This window comes from Pseudomonas sp. CCI1.1, assembly GCF_034348165.1.
Lineage (GTDB): Bacteria > Pseudomonadota > Gammaproteobacteria > Pseudomonadales > Pseudomonadaceae > Aquipseudomonas > Aquipseudomonas paracarnis.
The window spans coordinates 2,776,069-2,794,548 of the sequence record NZ_CP133780.1; the positions used below are offsets into that span (position 1 = coordinate 2,776,069).

Genomic DNA, 18,480 nt, shown 5'->3' on the forward strand with positions numbered 1-18,480 from the left:
GGCGACATTTTTTCCGTCCGTCATGGGTCGGTTGTGTCCTGGAGGGTGTTGCCCTCCCTCCTCACTTTCGGAGATTGATATGCGTCTTGCTTCCACTAAAACTGCGGCGGTCCTGTGTGGCGGCCTGTTGCTGGCACTGAGCGTTCCGGCCAGCGCTGCAGTCGACGCTAAATTGCTCGACATGCTCAAGGCCAACGGCCAGATCACCGCGGCGCAGTACACCGAACTGCAAATGGAACTGGCCAGAGATCAGAAAGAGCAGCAGATCGCACGCCAGGCTCAACAAGAGACCAACGAGCAGATCGCGGCCACCGCGAAAAAAACCAACGAGCTGAGCAGCTTCGACCAGAAATTGGCTTGGGCAGCCAAGACCCAGTTCAAGGGTGACGTGCGCTTCCGCCAGGAAACCATCAAGATCGACGGCGAACCCAACAACGGTGGGCGTGACAAGGACCGTCAACGTATTCGTGCCCGCCTGGGTGCCTACACCGAAATCAACCCGCAGGTGGACACCGGTATCCGTATCGCCACCGGCGGCGGCGATGATGCACGCTCCACCAACCAGGACCAGGATGGCTACTTCGATAAGAAGTCGATCTGGCTGGACCTCGGCTACATCGACTACCACCCGGACCAGATCAAGAACCTGCACGTGATCGGCGGCAAGATGCTGCAGCCGTGGGTGAACATGGGCGATGTGATCTGGGATAGCGACATCAACCCTGAAGGCCTGGCCGTCACCTACAAATACCCACTGGGTAGCAGCGCGGAGCTGTTCGGTAGCCTGGGTAACTACAACCTCAAGGACAACGTCGACGGTGACGGCGTGCAATTTCGCCATGACCTGCGCCTGACGTCCGGCCAGTTGGGTACGCGTTTCTCGGTCACCGACAACCTGAAAATGACCTTGGGCGGCAGCATCTACGCCTACAAGAACGACGAAGACAGCCGCTGCACAACCACCACCACGCCTTGCGCATTGGCGGTCAACGGCAACTCGGCCAACAACGAATTCCGCTTGTACGAAGGCTTTGCGCAAGCAGACATCGGTGGCCTGGCCGTGCCGCTGTCGTTCTACGGCCAATACGTAAAAAACAACGATGCGGTGACCGACCAGGACACCGCCTGGTTGCTGGGTGCCAAGTCCAAGGTGTTCGGTTTGAACCTGGACTACAACTACCGCGACGTTCAACGTAATGCCGTCGTCGGCGCCTTCACCGATTCGGACTTCGCCAACGGCACCACCGGCTCGCGCGGTCACAAGATGAAAGTCAGCTACGACATCGACAAGAACTTCGCCATCGGCGCCACCTACTTCCTGACCAAGGCTGACTTTGCCAGCCGGACCCAGCGCGATGCCGACACCAACACCTTGCAGTTGGATGCTGAAGCCAAGTTCTAACGCTTAACATGTAGGAGCGAGCAAGCTCGCTCCTACATGATGTCTTTAAGCCGCTCGGCGGCCAGTTGTTCGGCTAGCGCATCAACCCCCTCCACCGGCTCCTGCGGCATACGCTTGAGCGTTGCCTGCATCAGGCGCATCTGACGGATAAAGCGCCGGCAGTTCGGGCAGAACATCAAGTGATGACGCACCAGCAGACGCTCCCGAAAGGTCAATTGCCCATCGAGGTAGTCACTGGAACGCGCTACTTGTTCTTTACAGGTCAACATTCACCCGTTTCCTCAAAATGCTCCACCGTGGCGAAGACTTTAAGCCGCGCTCGATGCAACAGCACACGGACGTTGGAGAGTGAAAGGGTCAGAAGATTACAGATTTCTTCCAATTCCAGGCCCTGGCGTTCACGCAGTACCAGCACACTGCTTTGCAATTCGGACAAACTCAGAATCGTATGCTCCAGGCACTTGCGCAATTCATCTTCGGTCAGCAGCGCTTCCGGGGTGTCCTGGTGCCAAGCGTAAGGGGCGACAGCCCAATGGCCATCATCCGGGCTGAAGCGGTCATCGCCGATAGTGCCGTGAGGCGAGGGTAAATCGTCGAGAAGGACTTCCCGACGATTTTGTTTGTAACGGCTCTTTGCGGAATTGGCAGTGATCGTCAATAGCCATGTCTTGAGGCTAGATCGCCCTTCGAACTTGGCCAGGTTGCGCACCACCGAGAGCCAGGCATCTTGCACCACCTCATCGGCATGGCGCTGGCCGACGATGGCATACGCCACTGCCCGCATCGCACTCTGGTACGTGTTGACCAAATCCTTATAAGCCCGCTGCTCACCCTTGAGCAGGCGTTCAAGCAGGTGCGCATCGTCCGCTGCGGCCATCGTTTACCTCAATCTTGCCGTGGAAATACGCTCAATGTGGGAGCTGGCTTGCCTGCGATCCAGACGACTCGGTGATTCAGGCACACCGAGCCGATGCCTTCGCAGGCAAGCCAGCTCCCACAGTTGACCGCGTCCGGCCACATACTCAGCGTTTGCGCAGGATCACACTGCCAATCGAATACCCGGCGCCAAAGGAGCTGAGTACGGCAACCGCGCCCTTGGGCAGGTCATCCTGATAAGTGTGGAACGCAATCACCGAGCCGGCCGAGCTGGTATTGGCGTAAGTATCGAGGATCACCGGTGCTTCTTCTACTGACGCGTCGCGCCCTAGCAGTTTCTTCACGATCAGATGGTTCATGCTCAGGTTGGCCTGGTGCAGCCAGAAACGCTTCACATCAGTAACACTCAGCTGGTTTTCTGCCAGGTGCTCGCCGATCAATTCGGCCACCATCGGGCAGACATCACGGAACACCTTGCGGCCTTCCTGCACGAACAGCTTGTCGGGGGCGCCGATGCCCTCTTCCGCCGTGCGATTGAGGAAGCCAAAGTTGTTGCGGATGTTGTTGGAGAACTTGGTCAGCAGCTTGGTACTCACCACGTCGAACTGATGTTCGGACGTCGCCAGGTCAGCACGCTCCAGGATCACCGCCGTGGCGGCATCACCGAAGATGAAGTGGCTGTCACGGTCACGAAAGTTCAGGTGGCCGGTGCAGACTTCCGGGTTGACCATCAGGATCGCCCGGGCCTGGCCCAACTGGATGCTGTTGGCCGCGTTCTGGATGCCGAAGGTAGCCGAGGAACACGCCACGTTCATGTCGAAACCGAAACCCTGGATACCCAAGGCTTCCTGGACTTCAATGGCGATCGCCGGGTAGGCGCGTTGCAGGTTGGAGCAGGCGACAATCACGCCGTCGATGTCGGCGGCGGTCTTGCCGGCGCGCTGCAGGGCTTGTTCGGCGGCACCGATGGCCATCTGGCAAAGCACCGACCATTCGTCGTTGCTGCGCTCGGGCAGGCGCGGAGCCATGCGCTGTGGATCGAGGATGCCGTCCTTGTCCATCACAAAACGGCTCTTGATGCCGGATGCCTTTTCAATGAATGCCGCGCTCGACTCGGTCAGCGCCTGCACATCGCCACGTTCGATAGCGGCGGCGTTGTCGGCGTTGAACTGTTGTACGTAGGCATTGAAAGACTGCACCAGCTCTTCGTTGGAAATGCTGTTGGCCGGGGTGTACAGGCCAGTGCCGCTGATGACGACGTTATGCACGGTCGTTCCTCTAAATCTGTCAGGCAGAAGATATTGGTACCGTCGTACCAAAATTAAAGTCGTTTGATGTCATCCAGCGGGCATCAAACTGGCAATGCTTTTATTCAATCTTGTGACCGCGAAGTTTGCCACAACACCGGGGATTTGGCGCTATAGGCCAAACAAACACCTTGCGGCAAGGGCTTCAGGGCTCTACCTGGCTCCACTGCTTGCTCAGGCGTTTATCGGAAATCGGCACTTTGGTACCCAACTGCTGGGCAAACAGCGACACCCGGTACTCCTCCAGCCACCAGCGGTACAGCTCCAACTGCGGGTCGCGCTTGCCTTCCTGGGTATGTTTGTTCACGCGGTTCTGGTACTGCGCCCACAGGCCGCCCAATTCGCTGCTCCACACGCGGTCCTTTTGCACCTGACTCGGCAGTTTTTCCAGGCGCAGTTCGATAGCCTTGAGGAAACGCGGCAGTTCCTTGAACCACTGGGCCGGGGTTTCCCGCACAAAACCTGGATACACCAGGTTGCTCAGTTGCTGCTTGATATCGTTCAAGGCCACGGCCTGGGCCAGGTCGATCTTGCCCTTGAAGCGTTTTTGCAGGCCGTGCCAAAGTTTCAGCACTTCCAGGGTCAGGCGCGCCAGGCGTTCGGCGTGCTCAGTCCAACTGCCGCGCTTGCGTTCAGCCAAGGCCGCCAGGCCAGCGCCATCGCGTGGCAGGCTGGCTTCGCCTTCAAGTACACAGGTATCGAGGCTGGCCAGCAGGATGTCTTCCACCAGCGCGTCGATTCGCCCCAGTTCACGGTACATCAAGCCCAGTTCGGTCAGGCCCGGCAATTTGCCGCGCAGGAATTTCGCCGGCTCCGCCAATTGCTGCATCAGCAGGCGCTGCAAGGCGCGACGGTGCTGGAACTCGGCTTCGGCAGCGGTGGAGAAGCGCCCCTCCTTGACCGTGCCGTTCTCTTCCACCAGTGCCGGATACACCGTCATCGACAGGCCGGCGATGTTCTGCTGGGTTTTTTCCGCCACCGCCGCAAACACCTTGGCCTCTACCGGCTGCTGGCTTTTCGCGGTTTGCGGCACCGCCAAGGCGGCCTGGCTGGCTTCAGCGAACCGTGCGGTCAGCTCGGCCAGGTCACGGCCTTCGCCGAGGAACTTGCCCTGGCCGTCGACCACTTCCAGGTTCATCTTCAGGTGGTTTTCCACCTGTTGCGCCGCCTCGGCCCACGCCTCATCGCTGACCCGCGCACCGGTCATGCGCAGCAATTCACGCCCCAGCGCCTGGGGCAGCGAGCCCTGGCCGAATTCGATACGTTGCAGCGCAGCCTTGACGAAGTCCGGCACCGGCACGAAGTTTTTGCGCAGCGCCTTGGGCAAGTTGCGCACCAGAGCGATGCACTTGGCTTCGATCAACCCCGGCACCAGCCACTCCAGGCGCTCGGCTGGCAACGCCGGCAACAACGGCGCCGGCACCCGCAGGGTCACGCCGTCACGGGGGTGGTTGGGTTCGAAGTGGTAACTCAAGGCCAGGGCCAGGTCGCCCAGGTGCAAGGTGTCCGGGTAATGCGCGGCGGTGACTTCACTGGCCTCGCGGGCCAGTACGTCTTCTTCACGCATGATCAGCAGTTGCGGGTCTTTCTGGCTGTTGACCTTGTACCAACTGTCAAAGGTGGCGGTCTGGTGAATCTCTGCGGGCAGGCGCGCATCGTAGAAGGCGTACAGGGTTTCTTCGTCGGCCAGGATGTCGCGACGGCGGGCCTTGGCTTCCAGCTCGTCGAGTTGCTCCAGCAGTTTCTGGTTGGCCGTCAGGCACTTGGCCCGGGACTGAATCTCGCCGCGCACCAGGCCTTCACGGATAAACAACTCACGGGACACCACCGGGTCAATCGGCCCGTAATGCACCGGCCGACGCCCTACCACGATCAGCCCGAACAGGGTGATCTGCTCAAAGGCCACCACCTGGCCGCGCTTCTTCTCCCAATGGGGTTCGAAGTGGTTTTTCTTGATCAGATGCCCCGCCAGCGGCTCGATCCAGTCGGCATCGATCTTCGCCACCATGCGTGCATAGAGCTTGGTGGTTTCCACCAGTTCGGCGGTCATCAGCCATTGCGGGCGCTTCTTGCCGATGCCCGACGACGGGTGAATCCAGAAGCGACGCTGGCGCGCCCCGAGGTAATCGCCGTCTTCGGTCTTCTGGCCGATCTGGCTGAGCAGGCCGGACAGTACCGCTTTATGCAGCTTCGGATAGTCGGCGGGCTCTTTGTTGAGGCTCAGCTGCATGTCGCGGCAGATCAGGCTCAATTGACGATGGGAGTCGCGCCACTCGCGCAGGCGCAAGTAATTGAGGAAGTTTTTGCGGCACCAGTTGCGCAACGGGCTGGCGGTCAGTTCCTGGCGCTGCTCCTCGAAACCGCGCCACAGGTTGACCAACCCGGCGAAGTCCGAATCCGGGTCTTTCCACTGTGCGTGGGCTTGGTCGGCCGCTTGTTGACGCTCTGGTGGGCGCTCGCGCGGGTCCTGGATCGACATGGCGCTGGCGACGATCAACACTTCCTGCAAACTGCCGAGCTTGGCCGCTTCCAGCAACATGCGGCCCATGCGCGGGTCCACCGGCAAGCGGGCGAGCTGGCGGCCCAACGGCGTGAGCTGGCTGTTGCGGTCGACCGCCGAGAGTTCTTGCAGCAGGTTGAAACCGTCGCTGATGGCCTTGCCATCCGGCGGTTCGATAAACGGGAAATCGGTGATCTCGCCCAGGCGCAGGTGCAGCATCTGCAGGATCACGGCTGCGAGGTTGGTGCGCAGAATTTCCGGGTCGGTAAATTCCGGGCGCCCGATAAAATCTTCTTCGCTGTACAAGCGCACGCAAATACCCGGTTCAACCCGGCCGCAACGGCCTTTACGCTGGTTGGCGCTGGCCTGGGAAATCGCCTCGATGGGCAGGCGCTGCACCTTGGCGCGGTAGCTGTAGCGGCTGATGCGTGCCGTGCCGCTGTCGATCACATAGCGAATGCCCGGCACCGTCAGCGAGGTTTCCGCAACGTTGGTCGCCAGTACCACGCGCCGGCCTGGGTGGGACTGGAAAATGCGCTGTTGCTCGGCCGGTGACAGCCGTGCGTACAACGGCAAAATCTCGGTGTGCTTGAGCTGGGCCTTGCGCAGCATGTCGGCCGCATCACGAATCTCGCGCTCGCCGGGCAGGAACACCAACACGTCGCCAGGGCTGCGCCGTTCGCTGCGCTCATAGGCGGCGATTTCATCGAGGGTGGCGAGGATCGCCTGGTCGACGGTCAGGTCGTCCTCGACGCGGTTGCCCTCCTCGTCCTGTTCCAGGGTGAGGGGGCGATACCAGGTGTCCACCGGGAAGGTACGGCCCGACACCTCGACTATTGGCGCATCGTCGAAGTGCTTGGAAAAGCGCTCCAGGTCGATGGTCGCCGAGGTGATGATAACCTTCAGGTCGGGGCGGCGCGGCAACAGGGTCTTGAGGTAGCCGAGCAGGAAGTCGATGTTCTGGCTGCGTTCGTGGGCTTCGTCGACGATGATCGTGTCGTAGCGCTCGAGGTAACGGTCGTTCTGGGTTTCGGCCAGCAGGATGCCGTCGGTCATCAGCTTGATCAGGGTGTTGGAGTCACTCTGGTCTTCGAAGCGCACTTGGTAACCGACCAGCGCACCCAATGGCGTGGCCAGCTCTTCAGCGACACGGCTGGCGACACTGCGCGCTGCGATCCGGCGTGGCTGGGTGTGGCCGATCAGACCGTACTGGCCGCGACCGATTTCCAGGCAGATTTTCGGCAACTGCGTGGTTTTACCCGAGCCGGTCTCGCCAGCAATGATCAGCACCTGGTGCTTGTTCAGCGCGTCTTTGATCTCATCGCGCTTGGCAGCAATCGGCAGGCTGTCGTCGTAGCGAATCACCGGCAGGCTGGCGCGCCGCGCCGTGACCTGGGCGCACGATGCCTGCATCCGCGCCACCCACTGCGCCAGCTTGTCCTCATCGGGCTTCTTGCGCAGCTCAAGCAACTGCCGGCGCAAGCGGTGGCGGTCGGCGAGCATGGCGTGATCGAGGGCTTTGAGCAGTTGGTCGAGGGTGGGTGCTTGGTCTGTCATCAGCTATTTCGACGGTCATCTATTTATGCACGGCCGGCAAGTGTGGCAGAAAAGCAGCCCATCTGGCAGGCAGTTGAGCTTCAACGGGTGTAAACCGAACCAAAATGTGGGAGATTCTATGGTTGAGGGGCAACCCTCAACAAACTTTTGGCTGATATTCGCTTTGCCCTTTCAGCAGAGCGAACACCACCCTAGCAAGCTTGCGGGCCAGTATTACCAGCGCCTGTGTGGTGCTATAGCCTCGCGCCCTCTGTGCTTGATAAAACGCTTTCCATGTCTCTGTTCGGCTAGCCGCCATCGCTGCGTTATGCAGCAGGCGCCGAGCTTCTGAGTCGCCGCGCTTACTTAAACTACGACGACCATCCTTCTGTCCTGACTTGTTGACGCGCAAATCCATACCAAGAAAGGCGATAAACGCGTCCGAATTCCTGAACTCTCCCCGTTGGAAGGTGGCAATCAAACGCGCGCCAGTCAAAAAACCGATGCCTTCGACTTTCAAGCAACGCTTCAACTGACCCAGTAAACCTGCTTCTTTCAGGCAGTCACTGATCATTTTTTCGATTAACCCTTCCAGTCTCTGCATCGACTTCACCTGCTCGGCAAACGAGGCCTTAAGAAGCGGCTCGTTCGCCCAGCTTTGCGTCAGGCTGACGCGCGCCTGAACCAAGGCTGCGCGCCGACGAAACAGGCTTAGAAGATGGCGATACAGCGGTGATGGAGGTGTCCAGGGACGCAGTTCGTCTGCCTCCTTTCTCAAATAGCGGACGAGCAGCTTGGCATCCAAAGCATCGGTCTTGGCCCGGATCTTCACGCTTTCGCGGTAATGCTTGAGCTCATAACCTCCAACCATGTAAACCACGCAACCAGCTTCATGAGCTAGATCAGCAAACTCCAAGTGGTAGATATTGGTGGCTTCAATTGCGATGGCCACTTTGCAGGACAAGGCCTTCAGCCATTTTTTGATAGCGGCTTTGGTGTTTGGGATTGTTTCTAACAGATCGACTTCAGCGTGATAAATCACCAGTTCATTCTTAGCGACATCGACGCCTACGATTGGCTTTGAGACAGAAACTGGCATTGCCATGGGGCTTCCTCCGGGCTAAGGTTTTGAGCACTTGAAGGGCTCACCCAGAGGCGCAGGCTTGTTCCTATCGTCGGTCATAGCCAGATGCATTCTTTATCGGCGCTTGGGTGAAAGGAGGAGGGGCGAAATCTCCCACGGTCTGTACTGCGTCAACAGTCAGAATCGGGCTTTGTCCCTTCTCCTCCCTTCAAGTCCTAGCATACAAGCGGGCTTGCTCGCGAAAGCGGTGTGTCAGTCACAGATGTATCAACTGAACCACCGTATTCGCGAGCACGCCCGCTCCCACAGGGGCAATAGGTTATAGCGGGTCTTTGCGGCGGTAGGGGAATACGTCGATCACCTTACCGGCACGAATCGCGTCCTGCAGGCCCTTCCAGTAATCGGCGTTGTACAACTCGCCATGCAACTCGTCGAACAACTTGCGCTGGCCGGCGTCGGCAAACAGGAACGGCGGGAATTCCTCGGGGAACACATCCAGCGGGCCGATGGAGTACCAGGGCTCGGAGGCCATTTCATCCTCGGGGGTGCGCGGCGCGGGGATATGGCGGAAGTTGGCTTCGGTGAGAAAGCAGATTTCGTCGTAGTCGTAGAACACCACGCGGCCGTGGCGGGTGACGCCAAAGTTTTTCAGCAGCATGTCGCCGGGGAAGATATTCGCTGCCGCCAGTTGCTTGATCGCCAGGCCGTAATCCTCCAATGCTTCGCGCACCTGGGCGGGGTTGGCGTTGTCGAGGTAGAGGTTGAGCGGGGTCATGCGTCGCTCGGTCCAGCAGTGGCGGATAAGCACGGTATCGCCCTCCACTTCGACAGTACCGACGGCGACTTCCAGCAGCTCGGCCAGGCACTCGGGCTCGAACTTGCTCAAGGGGAAGCGGAAGTCGGCGAACTCCTGGGTGTCGGCCATGCGCCCTACCCGGTCGACGCTTTTCACCAGGCGGTACTTTTCGATCACCGTGGCGCGGTTGACGTTTTTCGACGGCGAGAAGCGGTCCTTGATGATCTTGAACACCGTATTGAAACCCGGCAGCGTAAACACGCTCATGACCATGCCGCGCACGCCGGGGGCCATGATGAACTGGTCATCGGTGGTGGCCAGGTGGTTGATCAGCGCGCGGTAGAACTCGGATTTGCCGTGCTTGTAGAAACCGATGGAGGTGTACAGCTCGGCAATGTGCTTGCCCGGCAGAATGCGCTTGAGAAAGCCAATGAATTCCGCTGGCACGGGCACGTCGACCATGAAATAGGAACGGGTGAACGAGAAGATGATCGACACGTCGGCTTCGTCGGTGATCAACGCATCGATCTGAATGCCACGCCCTTCGCGGTGCAGCAGCGGAATCACCAACGGCCATTGTTCGTCGCGGGTGTAGATGCGCCCCACGAGGTAGGCGCCTTTGTTGCGATACAGCACCGAGGAAAACAACTCGACCTTGAGGTCCGGGTCCTTGCACACCCAATCCGGCAGGTTTTCCCGCAACTGGGCTTCGAGGCGGCGCAGGTCGGCGGGCAGGTCGGCGTAGGGCTCGCTGAAGCGGTAGTCAGAGAAAACCTGCGCGAGCATGTCCGCTATTTTACCGGCCGGCGTGTAGATACGGGTTTGCGCCGCCCGCGCCCGGCGCAGGCTCGGCCGGGTAGTGTGGATGAACATGCAGCCGTCGCTGATCAGGTCATGGCTGAACAGGCCGCAGAAGATCGAGTTGTACCAGGTCTCGGACAGTTCATCGTCAAAGCGCAGGTCGATCAGGCCGATATAGGCGCTTTTTACCAGGGGCCACTGGCCGATGTCATGCAACGGCGCAGGGTCAAAACTGGCGCGCAGGCGGGTCGTGACCTCAGCGACTTTCTCTTCATAGAGGTTGATGCGCGCGGCCGACGCGGCCTGCCCCAGCTGCCACTGGGCCTTCTCGAAACGCTCACGGGCGCCATCGGTGATCTGGCGGAAGTGTTCACGGTAATCGTCGAAACCGTCGAGGATCATCCGGGCGATAGCGAGGGCGGACTGCGACATGCGGGAAACCTCGAACGGGTATCTGGAAGCCCAGAGCTTAGCCAGTGAACCGAGGCAGGAGAAGAATGATTTTGCGCAGGGGGTGAACTGACTGCAATTAGCCATTGTGCCGACCTGCCCGCTGGGCAACACTTCTGCGCCCCATTTGGCGTAGGAGTTTTCCGTGAGACCTGTTGACACCCTGTATCTGCTGGGGCTGGCCGCCATTTGGGGCGCGAGCTTCCTGTTTATGCGCATCATCGCCCCGGAAATCGGCACAGTGCCCACCGCGTTTTTCCGCGTGTCGATTGCCGCCGCGGGCTTATTAGTGATCCTGGCGATGATGCGCGTGAGCTGGGATTTCAAGGGCAAGTTCAAGACGGTCCTGTTGCTGGGCGTGATCAACTCGGGGATTCCCGCGACGATGTACTCGGTGGCGGCACAGGTACTGCCGGCAGGTTATTCGGCGATTTTCAACGCCACCACGCCGCTGATGGGCGTGCTGATTGGCGGGCTGTTCTTCAGTGAGCGCCTGACGCCATCGAAAATCGCAGGGGTCGCCCTGGGGCTGTTTGGCGTTGCCGTGCTCACGCGTGCGGGGCCGGTGGCCTTTGATCTGGAATTATTGATGGGCGCACTGGCGTGCCTGCTGGCAACCACGTGCTATGGCTTTGCCGGTTTCCTGGCGCGGCGTTGGCTGGACCAGCGCGGCGGGTTGGACAGCCGTCTCTCGGCCTTGGGCAGCATGTTGGGGGCGACGTTGTTTCTGTTGCCGTTCTTTGCCTACAGCGCCATCAGCCATCCACCGGCGAGCTGGGGCGGCTGGCAGGTGTGGTCGTCGCTGCTGGGATTGGGGCTGGTATGTACGGCGTTCGCCTACATTCTGTACTTCCGCCTGCTGTCGTCCATCGGCCCGGTCAAGTCGATGACCGTGACCTTCATGATTCCGCCGTTCGGCGTGTTGTGGGGTGCGTTGCTGTTGGATGAGCCGCTGTCCATGGCCCACCTGTATGGCGGTGTGCTGATTGCCGGGGCGTTGTGGTTGGTGCTGCGCCCGCAAAAACTGTAGGAGCGACCAATCTCGCTCCTACAGGGGTGGGTTTATTGCTTACGGAATACAAACACCAAGCCGACGATGATCAACGCCATTCCCAGCACGCTCAACAGGGCCAGGCGATTACCGAAGATCAGGTAGTCCATCACCGCCGTCACTGCTGGCACCAGGTAGAACAGGCTGGTGACATTCACCAGGTTGCCCCGGGCGATCAGGCGGTACAGCAACAACGTCGCCAGCACGGACACCACCAGCCCCATCCACAGGACCGGCAGGTAAAAACGCGCACTGTGTTCAAAGTGGAACGGCTGGAACGGCACGAACACCGCGCACAGTAGCAACCCGGCCAGGTATTGCAGTGGCAGCGTGCCCAAGGGGTTGTCGGTGATGCGCTTTTGCATGATAGAGCCAAACGTCATGCTCGCCAGCGCCAGCAGCCCGAACACCATCCCGGCCAGGGACATGCCCGCCAACCCGATGCCCTGGTACACCACCATGATCAAGCCCGCCAACCCCAACCCCAGGCCGAACAACCGGCGCCAGGAGCGTTGGCGCTCCATCAGTACCACGGTAAGGATCGGCTGCACGCCCATGATGGTCGCCATCACCCCAGGGGTGACGTTGAGGTCCAGGGCCAGCAGATAGAAAATCTGGTAGGCCCCCAGCAAGACCAGGCCCGTCGCCGCCGCATACAGCAGCGGCTTGCCGGGACGTGGCAGCTTCAACTTGAGGATGGGTACCAACACCACCAACCCCATCAGGGCGATGGCAAACCGGATCAACAGAAAGGCAAAGGGCGAAGCATGGGCCAGGCCCAACTTGGAGAAGATCGCCCCGCTGCTCCACAGCAAGACAAACACGCTCGTCGAGGCCGCCGCGGCCACGGATTGTTTCGAAAGCACAGACATGGTTACCACCTGTTATCAGGCAAAAAAGCCGACTCAGTAAAAAACTGAATTTCAGTAGGTTTTTTCAGGCGGGCAGGGGCAACAGCGAATCGCTGATCAGCCCGAAATGCCAACACCCGGCGGTGATACGACTGCGTACACCGGCGTGCTACTGGACAGGTGGGGGGTAGTGACTGATCTGCGCAGGCTGCTTGCCACGGCACGGCACGACCACAGCGTTGACCGCTGAATCGACTACCGCTATGCGCTGGGAAGCTGGCATGTGCTGATCTTTTTGAAGGGATGAAGACGCGACGACTATAACCAGCCGCAAATACATTTTGCAATCCTTTCACCTCACCCTGTGGGTGGAGGAGTTTTCATGCCGTCCAGGCAGACCGCTCGCTATAATGCCGCCCAGTTTTTTTCCAAGGATTTCACATGATTGCTTTGCCCTGGCTGTACCTCACCCTACTTTCCATTGGCTATGTCGTGGCTTTGATCTACGGCCAACTGGGCGTACTGGCGGCGGTCTCCATCGCACTGTTGCTGGTGGCCGGGTATGCCGTACGCCAGCAACGCAACCCTTGGGCACGCTACCTTGGCCACGGCTTGTTTATTGTCCTGGCCCTGGGCCTGGCGATGCACTGGCTACCGGGCTTCTATAACGGCCGCGGTATTGCGCCCCAGCGATTTACTCCGGACTCAGTGCCCTTCTCGATGTACCTGAACCAGGACAAACCCCTGATCGGCTTCTGGCTGTTGCTGGCCTGCCCGTGGATTGTGGCGCGGCGCTCATTGCGCCTGTCGATCTGCGTCACAGCCATGGCCCTGACTCTGGCCGCTATCGCCGCCTTGGGTGGCGCGGCCCTGCTGGGGATGATCAGTTGGGCGCCCAAGTGGCCGGACGAGGCGTGGCTGTGGGTGTTGAACAACCTGCTGCTGGTGACGTTGGTCGAAGAAGCGCTGTTTCGCGGGTATATCCAGGGCGGCCTGAGCCAACGCTTCAAACACCTGCCCTATGGCGAGAACCTCGCGCTGCTGCTGGCCTCGCTGTTATTCGGCCTGGTGCATTTTGCTGCGGGTTGGCAGTGGATGTTGCTGGCGGGTATTGCGGGCGTGGGCTACGGCCTGGCGTATCGGTTCGGCGGGCTAGGCGCGGCGATTGCCACGCATTTTGGCTTGAATCTGCTGCACTTCGGGTTGTTTACCTACCCGATGCTCGCCGGCTAAGCCTGCCTTCTACAGAGGCAACGCTGTTCGCAGGATTGTTGCAAAAATAAGTTAAATAAATGCCCCGCATGGCCGATACCCCCTGAAAGCCTTGCGGATTGAACAATCATGCGTAATAACCAACCCGTTACCCAGCGCGAACGTACCTTCCCCGCTCAGCAACGGTTGATCTCCACCACAGATGCCAAGGGTGTGATTACCTACTGCAACGACGCCTTTGTCGAAATCAGTGGGTTCACCCGCGAAGAACTGGTGCGCGCGCCACACAACCTGGTGCGTCACCCGGATGTGCCGCCGGCCGTGTTCGCGCATATGTGGTCCACGCTCAAACAAGGCTTGCCATGGATGGGCATTGTCAAGAATCGCTGCAAGACCGGTGACCACTATTGGGTTAACGCCTATGTGACGCCGGTCTTCGACGGTAACCAGGTGATCGGCTACGAATCGGTGCGCATCAAGCCCACCGCCGAGCAGATCCGCCGGGCCGAGGCGCTCTATCAACGCATCAACCAAGGCAAGTCGGCCGTCCCCCAACGGGACAAGTGGCTGCCGGTGTTGCAGGACTGGCTGCCGTTTATCCTGGTCAGCCAGTTAAGCTTCATGATCGGCGCCACCCTCACCTCCCAATGGGGCTTTGCCCTGGCAGCGGCGCTGTCGGTGCCGTTGGGCCTGCTGGGCTTGAGCTGGCAACAGCGCGGTCTCAAGCGTTTGCTGCGCCTGGCCGAACAGACCACGTCCGACCCGTTGATCGCGCAGATGTACACCGACAGCCGTGGCGCACAAGCGCGCCTGGAAATGTCGATCCTCAGCCAGGAAGCGCGTCTGAAGACCTGTCTTACCCGCCTGCAGGACACCGCCGAGCACCTCAACGACCAGGCCGCGCAATCCAACACCCTGGCGCACAACAGCTCCAGCGGCCTGGAACGCCAGCGCGTGGAAACCGAACAGGTGGCCACTGCGGTAAACCAGATGGCGGCGACCACCCAAGAAGTGGCCAGCCACGTGCAGCGCACCGCCGACGCCACCCAGGAAGCCAACCGCCTGACCGGCCGCGGCCGCGATATCGCCGGGGAAACCCGCGAGGCGATTCAGCGTCTTTCGGCAGCCGTTGGAGAGACCGGCGTGACCGTCACGCAACTGGCCAAAGACAGCGATGAAATCGGCGGCGTGGTTGATGTGATCAAAGGCATTGCCGACCAGACCAACCTGCTGGCACTTAACGCCGCTATCGAAGCCGCGCGTGCCGGTGAGATGGGCCGTGGTTTTGCAGTGGTCGCCGATGAAGTGCGCCAACTGGCGCAGCGTACGGCCGAATCCACCGGGCAGATCCATACCCTGATCGCCAAGCTGCAACACACCGCGGCTGCGGCCGTGCAAACCATGGACGCCGGGCACCGCCAGGCCGAAGAAGGTGTGGCACGGGTGATGGAAGCAGACCAGGCCTTGGTGGGTATCAGTGAGGCGGTGGCCAATATCACCGACATGACCACCCAGATCGCAGCCGCAACCGAGGAGCAAAGTGCGGTGGCCGAGGAGATCAGCCGCAACATCAGCACCATTGCGCTGTTGGCGGACCAGACCTCGGAGCAGGCGATGAACTCGGCGCAACTGAGTGAAGAGTTGACGCATACCGCCAATACCCAGTATTCGCTGGTAGAGCGTTTTAACCGATAAACTGCTATCGCAGGCAAGCCAGCTCCCACACTGGACGGTATTCACCGATAGAAATAGGTGAACCCAGCCCAATGTGGGAGGGGGCTTGCCCCCGATAGGGCGCTAACAGGTCCGGAGAAACTCAGCCACCTGCACCGCCGCCGCCTCCAAGTGCTGCTCATGGCTAAACCCCGAAGCCTTCAGCGGCTTCAAGTCATGGTCCCCCGCCGCCAACCACATCACCTCAATGCTCTCTGACAAGTCATAACTCTGCACCGCCGCACGATTGCCCAAGGCATCGCGCTCGCCCTGCGCAATCAAGGTGGGCGTCGTAAGCGCAGCCAAGTGCTCCACCCGGGGTTTCTCTGGCTTGCCCACCGCATAGAACGGATAGCCCAGGCACACCAACCCATCGGCGCCCAGTTCATCGGCCAGTAAACTGGCCATCCGCCCGCCCATGGACTTGCCACCCATCGCCAGTTTCCCAGCGACATGACGTCGCACCTCGGCATACACCTCGCGCCAGCACTCCAGCAGTTTCGGCGCCGGATTCGGGGGGCGTTTGCCGCCGTCCACGCGACGCTGGGCCATGTACGGAAACTCGAAGCGCAACACGCTCACGCCATGCCCGGCAAGGCGTGCGGCCATATCGTTCATGAACGCCGAGTCCATCGGTGCGCCAGCGCCGTGGGCCAGGATCAGCGTGACCGGCTCACCCGACGTCGCGCCGGTGGCGACATCCCACAACCAGCCATGTTCCCGTACACACTGCGCCCATTGATCCCCGTCAATACTGGCCTTGTGCTCTTTGCCCATGCTTGCCTCGCTTTTTAGTCTGCCTATAACTCCAGCCCAAGTGCCGCACTTGCTTGGGTTGAACCGTGGATGGGGAACCATGAACACTACTTTAAGTACCGCCTATAACTACAAGGTGGTCCGCCAATTCGCCATTATGACGGTGGTGTGGGGCATCGTCGGCATGGGGCTCGGGGTTTTTCTCGCTGCCCAATTGGTTTGGCCTGCGCTCAACTTCGATTTGCCTTGGACCAGCTTCGGTCGCCTGCGCCCTTTGCACACCAACGCGGTGATCTTCGCGTTCGGTGGCTGTGCGCTGTTCGCCAGCTCCTTTTACTCGGTGCAACGCACCTGCCAGACGCAGCTGTTCGCGCCGAAAGTCGCCGCGTTCTGCTTCTGGGGCTGGCAGCTTGTGATCCTGCTGGCGGCAATCAGCCTGCCACTGGGCTACACCAGCTCCAAGGAATACGCCGAGCTGGAATGGCCGATCGACATCCTGATCACCATTGTCTGGGTCGCCTACGCCATCGTGTTCTTCGGCACGATCATGAAACGCAAGACCAAGCACATCTATGTGGGCAACTGGTTCTTCGGCGCGTTCATCATCACCGTGGCCATCTTGCATATCGTCAATAACCTGGAAATCCCGGTCAGCCTGACCAAGTCCTACTCGCTGTACGGCGGTGCGACGGATGCCATGGTGCAGTGGTGGTATGGGCACAACGCGGTAGGCTTTTTCCTGACTGCGGGCTTTCTGGGGATGATGTACTACTTCGTGCCCAAGCAGGCCGAGCGCCCGGTGTATTCCTATCGCTTGTCGATCGTGCACTTCTGGGCGCTGATCACCCTGTACATCTGGGCCGGCCCTCACCACTTGCACTACACCGCCTTGCCGGACTGGGCGCAGTCCCTGGGCATGGTGATGTCACTGGTGCTGCTGGCGCCAAGCTGGGGCGGCATGATCAACGGCATGATGACCCTCTCGGGTGCCTGGCATAAGTTGCGCAGCGACCCGATCCTGCGCTTCCTCGTCGTCTCCCTGGCGTTCTACGGCATGTCGACCTTCGAAGGCCCGATGATGGCGATCAAGACCGTCAACGCCCTCTCCCACTACACCGACTGGACCATCGGCCACGTACACGCCGGGGCGCTGGGCTGGGTGGCGATGATCTCCATCGGCGCGCTGTACCACATGATCCCGAAAATCTTCGGTCGCGAGCAGATGTACAGCCTCGGCCTGATCAACGCGCATTTCTGGCTGGCCACCATCGGCACCGTGCTCTACATCGCCTCGATGTGGGTCAACGGCATCGCCCAGGGCCTGATGTGGCGTGCGGTCAACGAAGACGGCACCCTCACCTACTCCTTCGTCGAAACTCTGGTGGCCAGCCACCCTGGCTTCATCGTGCGTTTGGTGGGCGGTGCGATCTTCCTCAGCGGCATGTTCCTGATGGCTTACAACACATGGCGCACCGTGCGTTCGGCGCAACCTGCCGAAGTCACCGCTGCCGCGCAGATGGCCTGAGGAGTCGATGATGAAACACGAAACGATTGAAAAGAACGTCGGCCTGTTGATGCTGCTGATGGTGCTCGCCGTGAGCATCGGCGGCCTGACCCAGATCGTCCCGCTGTTCTTCCAGGACGTGACCAACAAGCCGGTCGAAGGCATGAAGCCCTACACCGCGCTGCAACTGGAAGGCCGCGACATCTACATCCGCGAAGGCTGCGTGCAGTGCCACTCGCAGATGATCCGCCCGTTCCGCGCCGAGACCGAGCGCTACGGCCACTACTCGGTGGCTGGCGAAAGCGTGTGGGACCACCCGTTCTTGTGGGGCTCCAAGCGTACCGGGCCGGACCTGGCCCGCGTTGGCGCGCGCTACTCGGACGACTGGCACCGCGCGCACTTGTACAACCCGCGCAACGTGGTGCCAGAGTCGAAAATGCCGGCCTACCCCTGGCTGGTCACCGCCGCCGTCGACAGCAGCCACACCGAGACCAAGTTGAAAGTGATGCGCACCCTCGGCGTGCCGTACACCGACGACGACATCAATGGCGCCGTCGCCAGCCTCAAGGGCAAGACCGAGATGGACGCGCTGGTTTCCTACCTGCAAGTGCTCGGCACTGCCATCAAGAGCAAGAGGTGAG

14 protein-coding genes are annotated in these 18,480 nt (G+C 60.3%); 6 read left to right on the plus strand and 8 right to left on the minus strand.

Features of this window, described 5'->3' with window-relative positions:
* Nucleotides 1-79 precede the first annotated feature (79 nt).
* Entirely contained in the window at nt 80-1,402 is a 1,323-nt protein-coding gene (locus tag RHM69_RS12370; protein WP_003193136.1) for a putative porin, read from the plus strand.
* 32 nt (nt 1,403-1,434) lie between these two features.
* Here RHM69_RS12370 and RHM69_RS12375 read toward each other — a convergent pair whose 3' ends face one another.
* The 6 genes from RHM69_RS12375 to aceK form a co-directional block, all read right to left on the minus strand.
* A complete protein-coding gene (locus RHM69_RS12375) occupies nt 1,435-1,671 on the minus strand; it encodes an anti-sigma factor family protein (protein ID WP_020302662.1) in 237 nt (78 codons plus the stop codon).
* Nucleotides 1,665-2,279, minus strand: a complete 615-nt coding sequence (locus RHM69_RS12380; RefSeq protein ID WP_014719433.1) for an RNA polymerase sigma factor — start codon at nt 2,277-2,279, stop codon at nt 1,665-1,667. Before RHM69_RS12380 ends, RHM69_RS12375 begins: the two co-directional genes overlap by 7 nt.
* A 145-nt stretch (nt 2,280-2,424) precedes the next feature.
* Nucleotides 2,425-3,546 carry a beta-ketoacyl-ACP synthase III gene (locus RHM69_RS12385; RefSeq protein ID WP_003193141.1) on the minus strand — a complete coding sequence of 374 codons (1,122 nt, stop codon included), beginning with the start codon at nt 3,544-3,546 and terminating at the stop codon, nt 2,425-2,427.
* Nucleotides 3,547-3,730: 184 nt separating this feature from the next.
* A complete protein-coding gene (hrpA, locus tag RHM69_RS12390) occupies nt 3,731-7,642 on the minus strand; it encodes an ATP-dependent RNA helicase HrpA (protein WP_322255500.1) in 3,912 nt (1,303 codons plus the stop codon).
* A 136-nt stretch (nt 7,643-7,778) separates the two neighbouring features.
* On the minus strand, nt 7,779-8,720 hold the full coding sequence (locus RHM69_RS12395) for a transposase (protein WP_322255509.1): 942 nt from the start codon (nt 8,718-8,720) through the stop codon (nt 7,779-7,781).
* Nucleotides 8,721-9,024: 304 nt separating this feature from the next.
* A complete protein-coding gene (gene aceK, locus RHM69_RS12400) occupies nt 9,025-10,734 on the minus strand; it encodes a bifunctional isocitrate dehydrogenase kinase/phosphatase (RefSeq protein ID WP_200600940.1) in 1,710 nt (569 codons plus the stop codon).
* A gap of 163 nt (nt 10,735-10,897) precedes the next feature.
* Here aceK and RHM69_RS12405 point away from each other — a divergent pair, with 163 nt between their 5' ends.
* Nucleotides 10,898-11,782: a DMT family transporter gene (locus tag RHM69_RS12405; protein ID WP_014719437.1), complete on the plus strand. Its 885-nt coding sequence runs from the start codon at nt 10,898-10,900 to the stop codon at nt 11,780-11,782.
* A 32-nt stretch (nt 11,783-11,814) separates the two neighbouring features.
* On the opposite strand, the gene RHM69_RS12410 is transcribed toward RHM69_RS12405, so the two are convergent.
* Nucleotides 11,815-12,675 carry a DMT family transporter gene (locus RHM69_RS12410; protein ID WP_014719438.1) on the minus strand — a complete coding sequence of 287 codons (861 nt, stop codon included), beginning with the start codon at nt 12,673-12,675 and terminating at the stop codon, nt 11,815-11,817.
* A 420-nt stretch (nt 12,676-13,095) separates the two neighbouring features.
* Here RHM69_RS12410 and RHM69_RS12415 point away from each other — a divergent pair, with 420 nt between their 5' ends.
* Together RHM69_RS12415 and RHM69_RS12420 are read left to right on the plus strand one after the other, a co-directional pair.
* A complete protein-coding gene (locus RHM69_RS12415; protein ID WP_019820478.1) occupies nt 13,096-13,887 on the plus strand; it encodes a CPBP family intramembrane glutamic endopeptidase in 792 nt (263 codons plus the stop codon).
* 108 nt (nt 13,888-13,995) lie between these two features.
* Entirely contained in the window at nt 13,996-15,561 is a 1,566-nt protein-coding gene (locus tag RHM69_RS12420) for a methyl-accepting chemotaxis protein (RefSeq protein WP_014719440.1), read from the plus strand.
* Nucleotides 15,562-15,663: 102 nt separating this feature from the next.
* On the opposite strand, the gene RHM69_RS12425 is transcribed toward RHM69_RS12420, so the two are convergent.
* Nucleotides 15,664-16,356 (minus strand): alpha/beta family hydrolase, encoded by a 693-nt coding sequence (locus tag RHM69_RS12425; protein ID WP_014719441.1) that lies wholly within the window; start codon nt 16,354-16,356, stop codon nt 15,664-15,666.
* A gap of 79 nt (nt 16,357-16,435) precedes the next feature.
* On the opposite strand from RHM69_RS12425, the gene ccoN reads away from it, so the two are divergent.
* Both ccoN and ccoO read left to right on the plus strand, forming a co-directional pair.
* A complete protein-coding gene (gene ccoN / locus RHM69_RS12430; protein WP_003193158.1) occupies nt 16,436-17,860 on the plus strand; it encodes a cytochrome-c oxidase, cbb3-type subunit I in 1,425 nt (474 codons plus the stop codon).
* Between the two features lie 10 nt (nt 17,861-17,870).
* Nucleotides 17,871-18,479 carry a cytochrome-c oxidase, cbb3-type subunit II gene (ccoO, locus tag RHM69_RS12435; RefSeq protein ID WP_003193159.1) on the plus strand — a complete coding sequence of 203 codons (609 nt, stop codon included), beginning with the start codon at nt 17,871-17,873 and terminating at the stop codon, nt 18,477-18,479.
* Nucleotide 18,480: the final 1 nt, after the last annotated feature.

Bases quoted from the DNA above. Each gene is read 5' to 3' on its own strand.
- RHM69_RS12370 (WP_003193136.1), top strand. From the start codon at position 80: ATGCGTCTTGCTTCCACTAAAACTGCGGCGGTCCTGTGTGGCGGCCTG.
- RHM69_RS12375 (WP_020302662.1), bottom strand. From the start codon at position 1,671: ATGTTGACCTGTAAAGAACAAGTAGCGCGTTCCAGTGACTACCTCGAT.
- RHM69_RS12380 (WP_014719433.1), bottom strand. From the start codon at position 2,279: ATGGCCGCAGCGGACGATGCGCACCTGCTTGAACGCCTGCTCAAGGGT.
- hrpA (WP_322255500.1), bottom strand. From the start codon at position 7,642: ATGACAGACCAAGCACCCACCCTCGACCAACTGCTCAAAGCCCTCGAT.
- RHM69_RS12395 (WP_322255509.1), bottom strand. From the start codon at position 8,720: ATGCCAGTTTCTGTCTCAAAGCCAATCGTAGGCGTCGATGTCGCTAAG.
- aceK (WP_200600940.1), bottom strand. From the start codon at position 10,734: ATGTCGCAGTCCGCCCTCGCTATCGCCCGGATGATCCTCGACGGTTTC.
- RHM69_RS12410 (WP_014719438.1), bottom strand. From the start codon at position 12,675: ATGTCTGTGCTTTCGAAACAATCCGTGGCCGCGGCGGCCTCGACGAGC.
- RHM69_RS12415 (WP_019820478.1), top strand. From the start codon at position 13,096: ATGATTGCTTTGCCCTGGCTGTACCTCACCCTACTTTCCATTGGCTAT.
- RHM69_RS12420 (WP_014719440.1), top strand. From the start codon at position 13,996: ATGCGTAATAACCAACCCGTTACCCAGCGCGAACGTACCTTCCCCGCT.
- RHM69_RS12425 (WP_014719441.1), bottom strand. From the start codon at position 16,356: ATGGGCAAAGAGCACAAGGCCAGTATTGACGGGGATCAATGGGCGCAG.
- ccoN (WP_003193158.1), top strand. From the start codon at position 16,436: ATGAACACTACTTTAAGTACCGCCTATAACTACAAGGTGGTCCGCCAA.
- ccoO (WP_003193159.1), top strand. From the start codon at position 17,871: ATGAAACACGAAACGATTGAAAAGAACGTCGGCCTGTTGATGCTGCTG.